9 protein-coding genes are annotated in these 12,939 nt (G+C 59.6%); 1 reads left to right on the top strand and 8 read right to left on the bottom strand.

Going from position 1 to position 12,939, the window contains the following annotated elements; translation table 11 throughout:
• Positions 1–22: 22 nt before the first annotated feature.
• A complete protein-coding gene (locus tag IPI01_18460) occupies positions 23–1,510 on the bottom strand; it encodes a lipopolysaccharide biosynthesis protein (protein MBK7259740.1) in 1,488 nt (495 codons plus the stop codon).
• Between the two features lie 319 nt (positions 1,511–1,829).
• Here IPI01_18460 and IPI01_18455 point away from each other — a divergent pair, with 319 nt between their 5' ends.
• Positions 1,830–2,807 (top strand): glycosyltransferase, encoded by a 978-nt coding sequence (locus IPI01_18455; GenBank protein ID MBK7259739.1) that lies wholly within the window; start codon positions 1,830–1,832, stop codon positions 2,805–2,807.
• Between the two features lie 6 nt (positions 2,808–2,813).
• On the opposite strand, the gene IPI01_18450 is transcribed toward IPI01_18455, so the two are convergent.
• The 7 genes from IPI01_18450 to IPI01_18420 form a co-directional block, all read right to left on the bottom strand.
• Positions 2,814–3,746, bottom strand: coding sequence for a glycosyltransferase family 2 protein (locus tag IPI01_18450; protein ID MBK7259738.1), 933 nt, complete (start codon positions 3,744–3,746; stop codon positions 2,814–2,816).
• Positions 3,747–3,821: 75 nt separating this feature from the next.
• Positions 3,822–4,733, bottom strand: a complete 912-nt coding sequence (locus tag IPI01_18445; GenBank protein ID MBK7259737.1) for a glycosyltransferase — start codon at positions 4,731–4,733, stop codon at positions 3,822–3,824.
• Positions 4,734–4,938: 205 nt separating this feature from the next.
• Positions 4,939–6,027, bottom strand: coding sequence for a T9SS type A sorting domain-containing protein (locus tag IPI01_18440; protein MBK7259736.1), 1,089 nt, complete (start codon positions 6,025–6,027; stop codon positions 4,939–4,941).
• A 67-nt stretch (positions 6,028–6,094) separates the two neighbouring features.
• The gene (locus IPI01_18435) at positions 6,095–9,922 is read right to left on the bottom strand and encodes a hypothetical protein (protein ID MBK7259735.1); all 3,828 of its coding nucleotides are present in this window, start codon (positions 9,920–9,922) and stop codon (positions 6,095–6,097) included.
• Positions 9,923–10,134: 212 nt separating this feature from the next.
• Entirely contained in the window at positions 10,135–11,061 is a 927-nt protein-coding gene (locus tag IPI01_18430; protein MBK7259734.1) for a T9SS type A sorting domain-containing protein, read from the bottom strand.
• Positions 11,062–11,775: 714 nt separating this feature from the next.
• On the bottom strand, positions 11,776–12,048 hold the full coding sequence (locus IPI01_18425) for a hypothetical protein (protein MBK7259733.1): 273 nt from the start codon (positions 12,046–12,048) through the stop codon (positions 11,776–11,778).
• Between the two features lie 333 nt (positions 12,049–12,381).
• A complete protein-coding gene (locus tag IPI01_18420; GenBank protein ID MBK7259732.1) occupies positions 12,382–12,921 on the bottom strand; it encodes a hypothetical protein in 540 nt (179 codons plus the stop codon).
• Positions 12,922–12,939 lie beyond the last annotated feature (18 nt).

Genomic DNA, 12,939 nt, shown 5'->3' with positions numbered 1-12,939 from the left:
ACGGAGGGTCCTTTTGGTCTCTCTATGATGAATGGGCGGCATTGGGGCGGAAACGGGTGAGCGCAAGGCCTACGACCTCACGAACGAGGTTCCGCTGCATAAGATACAGGACGACACTGTACACGATACCACCGCCGGCGACAAGAACGATGACGGCGGGGATGGTGGCAAGAACGATCCCGAACTGCGACAGGACACCTTTCATTGCCATGACACCTGCAAGCATAAGTCCGGCGGCGACCAGTGAGGGCGCGATGGCGGCCGGCATTCGCGAAGCGGTCCGGTCGAGGACGAGTCCGACCTGATAGATGTTGTACGCGAACCCGAGCAATTGCGCCGTCAACACAGCAAAGGCGACGCCGACAATGCCGTAGGGCAACAGGAGGACGATCATCGGTACCAGAACAAGGATGACCACAATACCGGCCTTCAGGTTGTAACCGGGCTTGCCGGTGGAGGTGAACAGAACAGACGTCGTCGCGGAGAGCGGCTTGATCATGCTTGCGACGCAGAGGACCTGGAACGGGATGACCATAGGTTCCCATCGTGGTTCCAGGAATGTCGCCACCATCTCGGGTGCAACGATGAGCATGCCGAGCGCAACGGGAACGATAATGAACGAGATGAGGCGCAGGCTTTTCAGATATGCACGGGACAGCCGCTCGGAGTCGGCCTGGATCAGCACATAGGACGGGAGCAGGACTGAACCGAGAACTCCGTTCAGGCCATCCACCGTCCGGCTGGTGAAATCGAAGGACTTCTGATAGAATCCGAGTTGGGTGGTCCCGAGCCATCGTGCCACCGCGGTGACATCGATCAGGGAGTAAATGAACGTCGCGATCCCGCCGCCGGTCGACTGCAGCCCGAAGGAGAGGAGTCTTTTCATCAGCGCACCATCCCACGGGCGGGGCGTGATCCATTCCCAGCCCGGTGTCAGGATCCAACCCAGGATCAGTACGAGAAGGGATTTCGTGAGTATCGCATACACCAGGCTCCACAGGCCGTAGCCGGCGTACGCAAGTCCGACCGCCAGGCCAATATACGTAAGCTCGGAAACGATCACGATCAGGCTGATGCGTGAGAACATCATCTGTTTCTGCATCAGCGCATCCGGTACCATGCCGAGCCCGCCGATGATCACCAGCGGCGCCAGCCAGACAAGAATGGGAGCGATCGCCGGTTTGCCGAGCAGCGCAGCAAAGGTGTCCACGTTGAGGTAGATGATGACGAACAGGAGGACGCCCACGCCGGCGGTGACCAGGAACGACTGGAAGGCGACCTGCGCCCTGTTGGCCTGACTCTGGATCAGCGCGGAGGTCAACCCCAGGCCGGCGAACAGGTTGGTCGTATACAGAACGATCATGGCCGTCCCCATGATGCCGAAATCATCGACATCGAGGACGTTCATCAGCAGAACGCTCGAGACCATAGTGATGACGCGCAGCGTGATATTCACGCCACCCATGATCATGGTCCCATTGAAGGTCTTTTGTTTCAGATCAGCGGTCACGGCATCCGTTCATTGTACTTCACAGGAAGCAGGGAATCCTGGAACAACATCCGCTGGCCGTCGCTGTCCGGACCCACACTGATGGATCCCGAAGGGAAGCGATACGCGCGGAGATAACGAACAACTATCCTCTAAAGATAGCACATTGTCCCCCCACCCGGTGTGTCTGCCATCACACGTCATACCCGAACGTGCGAGGCAATATACGTATTTCAGGCTCAGAACGCCAACCCTGTCCCCCGCATGATTGCATTTAAGAGGCACGGTGGCTATCTTCGACAGATACGTACCTTCCCTCGGATGAACTGGTCAGGAACACATGGATCTCAGCGTCGTCATCATCGCCCGGAATGAAGAGGCCACGATCGGCAGGAGTCTTGAGGTGCTGGGCCGTGAGCTTGCCGGCCTCACCCGTGAGATCATCCTTGTGGATTCGGCCTCGACCGACCGGACCATTGAGATCGCGCGCGTGCGCCCTGTCCGGATCGTCCATCTGCAACCCGGTCCCCTCCTCTCACCTGCCGCCGGACGGTACATCGGAACGTTGGTCAGCACAGGAGAGTTCATCCTCTTTCTGGACGGCGATATGATCCTTATCCCCGGGTGGATCGAGCGGGCGCTGAAAGAACTCGAGGACACCCGGCTCGCGGCGATCGTGGGCAGGCTCTATTGGGTCCGACCGGGGGAAGATCTCTCACTCGATCATCCCGATGACGTTCAATTCGGACCGATCGGGGGCAATGCCCCTTCGTACGGTCTCTACCGCAGAACGGTGCTTGACCGGAGCGGGACATTCAATCCGTACATCAAGGGTGAGGAGGAGATCGAACTTGGATTCATGATCATGCAGGAGGGCTTCGAACTTCGACGGATCGATGTTCCCATGGTCTATCATATCGATAAGCCCCGGGATGCCAGGGCCATTCAACGGAAGGCACAGTACTTCGCGGGTACGGGACAGATCCTTCGCCGCTACGCAGGGACGGAGCTCTGGCGCCGGCTCATCCGCAATTCGTTTCACGTCTTTGCCCAACAGGCGGCACTCTGCGCCCCACTCATCGGCGCCCTCATCGCAGTGGTCGCCGGCGCATATACACTTGCCGGGATCATACTCCTGACATCCGCCGCCGGGGTGACGGCGCTTGCCCTCTGGAAGGGACCGACGAAGGTGTTCCTGTACATCCGGTCGATGGTCCTGATCTCCCGGTACATGGTCCTCGGATTCCTTCAAGGACTTCCGGACGGAAGGGGATTCGAAGAACGGATCCGGTATACGATCACGGAGCCCACCCACTAGCCCACCTCACACGCCGCGGCGCCAGCGCTCCCACGCATCACGCATGACCCCGGGAACGACCGTCGCATCCGTCCGCAGGGACGAAAGCAGTGCCAGACAGGACTCTCCTTTGCGTTCATGCCAGTTGAGACGCGCGATTCGCCAGTAGCCGAGTGCGAGGCGCCGCTCGAACTCGCGCCGCACAACGGGGGAAGCGTCCTTCTCGGTCGCCAGGAGGTGTTGGTACAGACGGACGAAACCGTTCCACCTCTTCACGGTGCCGGAATCATGCTCGATCGTCAGGCGGTTCGCCGGGTCCGCTTCGTCTGCGGTTACGACGCCACCCACACTGGTCACAGCACAGATCGCCTCATGCAGGCACATACGAATGAAGAGATGTGTATCCTCCGCTGCCCAGAGTTCTTCCCAGAGGCCCCCATATCGGAGATACGCTTCCCTCTGGATGACCGTGAAGGGAAGCAGCATGGGGTGTGTCCCGCGCATTGCGATGTCGGAAGCGGAACGTATCAGGTCCACAAAGGCGCCAGGGGCATAGCCAATGGTTGCCCAATACCCTGACCGGTACGTCCCATAGTCGTACTCCGCGTCGCAGAAGTACAGCGCGGCCTGTCCCTCTGTCCGGACGATCGCATCGGCGATATGCTCCAGATGGTCCTTGTACCATACGTCATCCGAATCAAGGAACGCGATCCAATCCGATGCGGCCTCCCGCACTCCCCGATTCCGTGCGCGTGACGGTCCCCCGTGCTCCTGAAGGATCAGACGCACCTTTCCGCCCATATCACGGACGATCTCCTGCGTTCGATCGCTGGATCCATCATCCACAACGAGGATCTCGTCACACGCGTGGGACTGTTCCAGCACGGAGGCGACCGCCCGCCCGATGAGGCGGGCACGATTGTAGGTGGGAATGACGACGCTGAAGCGGATATCTGTCACCGGACAATTCTCCAAGGACGCAGAACTGGACGAACTGTTGCCCTGTCGCACGGGTCACGAACGGGGCGCACGTGCTTACGACTGTTTAGGGCCGAGGAGGAATCGCAAGCCGATGATGAGCTCCCGGAACAGTCCTTTGAGTCTGCCCCGCTGATACGCCAGGAGCCAGAAGAAGCTAGCAGCCTTTTCCGAGATCGGGAGCCGGGACTTGACGATGGCATCGATGTACTCCCGGAATTGTCTCCACCGGGAGAACAACGCCTTCCCTGAGAGCCGCGGGTCGAACCATGCAGCCCGCTCGTGCCATCCGCCGGAGATGGGATTCGCCTTACAGGAGGAACCTCCATGCTGCCGGTGCAGGAACAGGCGCTCCGGGATCTCGAAGAGCCGTCCATAGAGGCCGATCTCCGCGAGCAGCGTGCGGTCAGAATCTGTGTAACTCTGGATCATGCGTGTGCGGCGCAGAAGGTCGGTGCGATAGAGCCCGAAGACCTGTTCGCAATCATAGTCATCTCTGATGAGCCTGCGGAACCGTTTCGATGCCTGGTCGGACGATCCCCTCTCCGCACTCGGGATGTGGCTGTACCGGCGTGCATCGACGTGGCCCCCCTCCTCATCGATATCCTGATCATCCGTGCAGGCCAGCACGACGCCGGGATCACGGTCGAGGACGTCGACGCACTTCTCGATGTAGTCCGGCGTGATGAGGTCATCATGCGCCGCCCACTTGAAGAACTCGCCCTTCGCGAGATCAACCAGTCGGTTATAGTTCCACGTGGCACCCCGGTTCACATCCTCGCGGTAGTACCGGACACGGGGATCCTTCGCGGCATACCTGCGGCAGATCTCCTCGGTCGCATCCGTGGACCCATTGTCCGAGATCACCAGTTCGAGATCCTTGTATGTTTGTGCCATGATGGAATCGAGCGCTTCGACGATGAAGCGTTCGCCATTGTACACGGGCATGCCGATGGTGACGCGGGGCATCACAGACTCCTTTCGCTGCTCCCCGTTCGTCGGGGAGGTGATAGAACATAGGCAAAATGCGCGGGGAATTCAACTTCGCCCGATCACAGATGTTCAAGCCCCGGCCGGCAGTATTCGGACGGGGCTTGAGCAAGATTTCCTTCGGCCACAGCGCTCGCCCTGAGCGGGCGTCAGCGACACCCCCTCATTGCAGCGCGGAGCACGACTACTTGGTCAGCATCATCTTTTTGACCATCGTCACCTCACCTGCGGCAATGCGGTAGATATACAGACCGCTGGCGAGCTGGCCCGCGTTGAACCGGACGCTGTGATAGCCAGCCTGAAGGACCTCATTTACGAGGGAGGCCACACGCTGCCCGATCACGTTATAGACGTCGAGGCTCACACGGGCATCCTTCGGCAGAGCGAAGTCGATGGTCGTGGACGGGTTGAACGGGTTCGGATAGTTCTGGTCCAGAGCGAATACGGTGGGCAGGGGGCGGTCAGCAACGCCGGTCACGCTGCCTGCCTGGATCTTGTCGCTGTAGTGCACCGTGCCGTCCAGATCCGTCTGCTTCAGGCGATAGTACCACACGCCGGGCTTCACATCGCTATCCGTGAAGGAGTACGAGTGCGTTTCCACGGAGGTGCCGTTGCCGGCGATGAAGCTGTTCGCGATCGTCTCGTACACATTGGAGCTGTCGAGGGTCTTCTGCACTTCGAAGCCATAGTTGTTGGTTTCGGAGGCGGTAGACCATTTCAGCTGCACCGCACCGCCTGCCTGCTGGAGAGCGGCGGTGAAGGAAGCGAGCTGGATGGGGAGGGGATTGGAATTCAGACCCGTGAACGTGCCAACGGTCCAAGAAGTGAACTGATCTTCCGCGATCGCCTGAGTCGTGACCCACACCATGTTCGAGGCACCAGCAGCATTGAGAACGCTGAACGTGATCGTCACCACGTCCGTGTACGTGGTATTGACGAGGGTCGACGTTCCACCATTGAACTCAATATTCGCAGTAACCCGGTTGGCAGCCGGCCGCGTGACCGATGCCACAGAATAAGAACCACCCGAGTATGCGTGGAAGGTGAAGTCGGCCCCGGAAACAGGGGTTGCCGGAATCGAAAGGCTTGCATTGTCGAAGGACAGCGAAAGGGTGGCACCCCCTAAACCCGCAGCGACGTCCACCTTCAGCTGTATCTGCACGCTATACACTGATCCGTTGTTCGTGACTTCAACAACCCGACCATCGACGGTCGTGGCGAAGGCTGCACCTGTCAACGTAAGTGCGAGCAGGAATACAATGACATGCTTCATGCGTGACTCCTATGTATGAGTGAGACGAGTCGAACTAATCAAAGGTCGTTCAATCCCGGGACCCAGGTCAAGGCACCTGACTGATCAGCGAGTTGTTTATTCGCCAGAGTGCCCGATCAAGGATCGTCACATCGCCAGAAAGATTGAAATCTGCACTGTAATATCCAAGCGCACTGTTCTGCACCCTCCAAAGTGCCCTGTCAAGGATGGTGATATCCCCGGACCCGTTCGCATCTCCCGCGAGCATTCCGAATGGAGCACTACCACCTGTACCCAGGCCCTTCATCGCCGAGCTACCATATGCCTTGCTCTGGCTTGTCGTGAAGTCATAGCGCGACGTATCATTGTTCAATGCAACCGCATTCGCCGACATGATCGACAGGTGATTGCGGTGCTGGAGTACAATATAGTAATTTCCAAACTTCACTCCAGGGAATTGAAGCGGGGTACTACCATCCAGGCCTACGATAGACCCGTTCTCTTTGATGAACCCGGCCGCCGTATCCACCCCTGTGGCAGCTGCAGTACCCGACCGCAACGTAACCAGGACCCAATCCACAACACCACTCGGGATAACCAGGCTGTCATTGCCAGCATAGTTCCACGGGGAGACTCCGTAAGGGTTCTTCTGCGGTATACTCGCTCCCAAGAGAGCGGGCATTGTCTCTCCGGCCGCCGCCACATACGGCCCCTGCAGGAACGCACGCAGATTCACGCGCACGCCATCAGCACGGAAATAGTCCACGATCACATCGTGCGCAGGCGGTGCAGACCCCGCGTTCCCGGCGAATACGCCAACCCTCGCCACCGTCATGGCATGATGGAACCGCACGACCAGATGCCACGTGGTACCGTTTGTTGAGTACCACTGGCTCCACACATTCCCTTCCCTCTTCACGCGCAGCCAGATCGGCGCAACACCCGCCGCACCGGCGAGCGTGGAATCCAGCTTGACGCCGATGGAGTCGAACACGAACCCATTACGGAACACTGCCGCATACGCGCGGATGTCGGTCGGCTTCGACGTGAAGTCGAAGCGGATGAGATCATTCGCATCCTGCTCCACAAGGATCCCCTGGATCCGGTATTGGGTGCTCGTGCCGCTGATGCCTGAATTGAACTTCACCTCGGCTTCAAAATCCGTGTTATTCACACTCTGCGTCATGCGGGCGGTGTTGTTCCCACCCGTCCAGAGATCATGCTCGGTCCCGGACGGCAGGGGGATATGCAGGGCCGTGTCCGGCGTCGTGTAGACCACGTCGGCCACCGGATTGGTGAACGTCCACATACCATTCAAAGAAGTACTGTTGAACTCATCGGAAGCCAGCGTGGTCGGGGCCGCAGGAGCACCGGTCGTGAATGTGCCGTCGCTGGATGTCCCGAGATTATTGCTCACGTCCGATGACAGAACCTGGAAATGATAGGTCGTCGAAGGATTGAGGCCCGTAATGGGGACACCATGCGCCAGGGAGAGCGTTCCACTGACCTGCGCGGTGTCCGTATACGAACTTGTCAGGCCATACGCCACGCGGCCGTTCGCCGGCTCGTCCGTGGTCCAGGTGATGTACGCTGACGTCGCACCCGTCTCCGAGGTCACTCCTGATACGATCGGACCGATGAGATCGGTCGGGATCGCCGTCACCCTCACCTCGGCAATGTCCACCGTGACGTGATGCGCCAGAATGAGCAAGGAGCCATTCTGGGGATCGGAAAGCCCTTCCTGCGCACTCAGCTTCCAGGCAGCCGGTTCACTTTCGCTTGCCTTCCAGACCTTGAAGCGATAATATCCACCCTGCCCCGCGATGGTGCGGACCTGCATCTTGAAGTAATACGTCGTGTCGAACTCCACGCCGGAAGGCGAGGAGAGGCCTTCCTCCGACAGATTGTTGCCCAGAAGCTCCCAACGGCTCGAACTCGTGCTCGTCCAATGCACCCAACCCACAGCGCCAAGAGGCAGATACCCCGCCAGCGGCTGGCCAGCGATCGGATTGGTCGAGTGTCCCTTCCAGCGCATCAGGAATCCGACGGCCGGGCCATTGCTCGGTGAATCGAACCCCTTCGAGGTCGAGTCGAGCCCGCGCACGGTCAGCTTCATCGTCGCTTCGTAATCCTGCCATGTCGTGTCGCCGATCGCGAAACAACGGTCATAGCCGCGCTCGGTCGCACGTGCTTTCCCATCCACCAGCTCCCACTTGCCGTCCACGACCTGCACGGAATCCTTGAGGCTGGTGGGAGATCCCCAGGATACGCTGTACGGCAACGGCCACACGGCGCCGGCATTGTCATTCACTGTCACCGTCGTATCAGCCGCGTCCCCGAACACGTTCCGGGCATGGATGGCAAGTGTGTTGGCTCCCGCGGCCAGGTCCGTAAACCCGAGATCCACATTGAAATCACCGGTGTTCTGCAGACGGCGGAGGTCCGGACCGCGCGTGAGCGTGACAGGCGAACCGTTGTTGAGCCGGTAGACCAGCGTGTCGATACCGTACGGATCGGAGATATTGCCCAGGATGTTCGCCCAGCGCTGGGGCACACCGATCGTACCAAAGGTCTGGTTCGTCCCCTGCCAGATCGAGAGTGTCGGAGGCGTGGGCACGGTTGTCGTGTCCATCAGATCCGCCGAAGTAAACACATTGGCGGAAACATCGGTCGCGATGATCCGCGCATGATAGGGCGTCGAATTGCTCAATCCATTGATCTGCACGACGTGGACCGTGCGAAGCGTATCGTCGACGACCGAACTGCCATAGGACACCGTTGTTCCGTACTCCACCTTGCTTGTCGACGGCTCATCGGTCTTCCAGCTCAGGCGGATCGCCGATCCCCCGGCCAGTGAAGAGATGTTGTACACAAACGGTGCGATGGCATCGCTCACCGACCCGCCATCTTCCGATGCCACCGGAAGAGCATTGTCAAAGAAGTAGTCGACGAGCATCGTGAACGCCGGAGCAGGAGCTCCCGCGTTGCCCGCGAAGAGGCCGACCTGGGAGACCGCAAGGGTGACGTCAAAACTGGTGTAGCTCGTGAAGCTCGAACCATCCGTCGATGTGGCCACCGTCCAGGTGTTGCCGGCACGCGTGATGCGGAGGTAGATCGGTGCCGGGCCGCCGGCTGCTGCAAGCGTACTTTCCAGACGGGTCGTCGGCACCGTCGCAAAACCATCCGTGCTGCTGGCGGCGTAGATGTAGGTATTCGTTCCGCTGCTGCTCAGGTCGAAGCGGATCAGCGTATTGGCATCCTGCTGAACGAGCACACCCTGGATCTGATATGCGGAAAGCACTCCCGAATCGAATTTGGTCTGGAGCACGAAGTCACTGTTCTTCGCGGACTGCATCACGCGCGGCGCATTGTTGATGCCCGTCCAGAGGTCGTGCTGCACATTGGCGGGGATCGCCAGCGATAACCGTGCGTTGGCCGTGCCCGAGCCCACCATGGTCAGGGTTGCATCGCCAACTGGATCCGTGAAGGTCCAGCGGGAAGTATCGAGATTGGGTCTATTGAAATCGTCGGAGACGGTTGCGATCACCGGAAACGAGGCGCTTGTTCCGCTCCCGAGGGGGTGGGCTGCGGTGATGGTGAAGTTACCGGTATTCCCGATCGTAACGGAATGAGAGGAGAGCACACCGTTGACAAACGCTACCGTCGAGTCGCCCCCCGCGGTCAGCGTACCGGTCGACGAAATGAAGACCTTGCCGGTGAACGATGCTTCGGTCGAGTTGTCGGCCTTCTGTGCGGTGATACGGATCGCGAACGCATCACCAGCGTTTTGCGTGCCGATGGCACCACCGCCTGCGGCCGTGACTGCGAAGTGGTCGACCTGTGCGAACAGGGCCGGCGACGAGAGCAGGAGCAGGCTCAGGACAGCAACTGCACTATACAATGAACGGATCCGCATGGAATCCTCCCAAGTGAAAGAAAGTGTGAACGAAGCGACCGGTATGCCACCAAGATAGCATCCCTCCGCCATTTCCGGTGTGTCTGCGGTCACACGTGATGCACAGGGTCAGGTGACAATATACATAATTCGGCTGAAGAACACACATACCCGTCCCCGGGGGCGAACGGCACTCCCCCCCCGGGGACGGAAAAACGCCATATTCAGGACCGTCAGCGCAGCAAGAGCATCCGCCGCGTGATCACCGTCCCGTTCGCCGTCATCCTGTAGAAATACGTACCGCTCGACAACCCATCGGCATTGAACCGCACCTCATGGTGCCCCGCCGTCCGGTACTCATCCACCAGCAGTCCCACAGATTCGCCCAGCATATTGAACACCTCGAGGCGCATCGTGCCGGCCGCCGGCAGATCGTAGGCGATCATGGTGGACGGGTTGAACGGATTCGGGTAGTTCTGGTTCAGAGCGTACGACCCCGGTATCTCCGAGTTCGCCTGGAGACCGGTCGTCCCATCCATCGAAAGCCGCCGCACTTCACTGAACGGTCCCCAACCCTCAGCAGTTCCGCCCCGGACCTTCCACCAGACCTTTGCATTCAGCAGAAGTCCATGCACCACTTTCGTGCTATCTGTGAGAGTTGAATCCACCAGATGGACCTGGAACAGGGAATCGAGCCCCACTTCGAGAGTGTAACGGGTTGCGCTCGTTGCCCGCCGCCAGGTGAACCGAACGCTGTCCGGCTTGAACTTGCTGTCCATCGCCGGGGCAACGAGGGTCACCGCCCCGGGCATGACACCGATGGTCCGGAACGTTCGGGTGACCGAGAACGGGCCCGTCACGGTGTTGGTCTTTGCGGCCACACGCCAGTAGTACCACGTGCTGTTGGTGAGACCGGGGACCAGCCGGACGGAATCCGTGATGGTCGTATCATTCTTGATGAATGCAGTGAACGCGCTATCCGAGGCCAACTGCAGGTGATACCGGAGCGCGCCATTCACCTTGTTCCACTGCAGCGTGATGCTCAGAGGCTGTCCGGTCGCGCCGGGAGCCGGACTCAGCAGCGTTGGTGCCGGGAACAGCGTCGAGAACGCCCGCACCGAAGAGAACGGGCCTTCCCCACCGGCATCGCCCGCGCTCACACGCCAGTAGTACGTCGTGCTCTGCTCGAGTCCGGTGACGATGCGGGACGTTGCTGTTACGGGTCGTGAAGGTGCGGGCGGCCGCATACGATCCGTCGCCACTTCCGTCGCGTGCTGCCACGCGCCAGTAATAGAGGGTTGAAGCCTGAAGACCGGACACCGACCGCGAGGTCGAGGATACCGACGCATCGTCCACGATCAATCCCGACGAGAAGCCGGATTCGTTGCTCACCTGCACATGGTACCCTGTCGCACCGCTCACCGCCGACCAGGAGAGCTGAACGGGCTGAACACGCCCGGTGGCGCCATTGGCCGGTGCGACGAGCGCCGGGGTCTCCAGGCCGGTCTGGAACGACCGGGTTGCGGTGAAGGCACTCACGCCAGCACCGTTGCGGGCGCTGACCCGCCAGTAGTACATCGTATTCCCGGAGAGGCCGCTCACGCTCTTTGTTGTGTCCGTGATCGTCGAGTCATCCAGAACCACGCCGGTCGAAAATGTATTGGATGTGGCAACCTGCAGGCGATACCCCGTTGCACGGTCGGCAGTTCTCCATCGCAGCAACGCAGGCACAGCGACATTGGTTGCAGCATTGGCGGGCGAAGCCAACACCGGCACATCGGGACCCGGGAATTCCGGGCTGCCCGAGGAGAGACGGTGAGCGAGCTTGTAGGCGGAATTGATCGAATCCCCGCTTTTCGTGAACGAGGTGTCGTTCAAGAACCCAAGGTGAAGTGCTGAGGACCGGTGTTCATCTCTGCCTCAAGCGGATCATTGCTCCGGCCGAACCCAAAGACCGTCATACTGTCGTTGAAGTTGTGATAGTGATCCATGGCCGCATCACTTTCGTGGTGGGCCAGAAAGAGAGAACGACGCAAACCGGGGTCGCCGAAATAGACCCACTCTTCTCCGGACAGATCCGCCGACCACGTCTCCCAGAGGTTTGTCTGGGTCCCATTCGACCGGGTAACAAAGTCAGTCATCACCACTGAAGTGTCCCCCCCGGGACACCTTCATAGAGGAACCAGTATCGCATGGTCTTGTTTCACCATGGTCATAGTGGCATATCTGGGATAGAACTCCCAGCGGCCTCCCACTTTTGTCATCCGTGACCGTCCGGACGTGACCTTGAGGGGCCCCTTGGATACCACGCGTCGATGGCATTCTGCGCGCCCGGATGGAAAAGGACTTCCGGGAAGATCATATTCGGCATGCCCCGGTACACCACCACCGGGCCATGATCGAATCCCAATCGAGCCAGTCATTCAGATCTGAATCAAGCATCGTGGAGAAAGCGCCCGCTTCCGTCTGATAGTACATCGTTACGCCGGGTCCGTCGATGCGGTACGCCGCCTGCCCCATATCATAATCGTTCTCTTCGATCGCGAACCAGGGCGAGAACGAGGGCGCGAAAAGGACCCACCGGTTTCATTGAAGTAGATGTCAAAGTACCGTGTAGCAGAAGATCCTGTCGTACCACCCATCAGGATGACCATCGTACCGGATGCTTTGCTCGATGCATCGTAATCGGCATCCTTGTCGAACTGGAAGGGCACGGACGTATTCACGATCGTGCCGGCTGCATTCGTCTCGATCACCCTCAGCGAATTCTCATCCAGTGCACCACTCTTCCCCAGTGCGGAGAGCAGCGTGGTGTAATTGACCGCCTGCTCTGCCGCTTTGTCGAACCGTGTGAATCCGCCCGATCCGACCGTGAGCCGGACACGATAGTCCCACGAGGCATCCCACCATGGCCCTGCGGCCTGAACGCCTGTCGTGAAGAGGATCATCAGGAGCAGCGCCCCTGCCATGACCATCCGCAATGTTTTCCGATCTGTCCGACCCGTACTGGGGGTGCGCATGTGCGTCATCCTGTGAGT

It is taken from the genome of Ignavibacteriota bacterium, from assembly GCA_016707525.1.
Taxonomy (GTDB): Bacteria; Bacteroidota; Ignavibacteria; order UBA10030; family UBA6906; genus JAGDMK01.
Note: the sequence above shows the minus strand (reverse complement) of the source record. Positions and strands in the feature narration are given on the sequence as shown.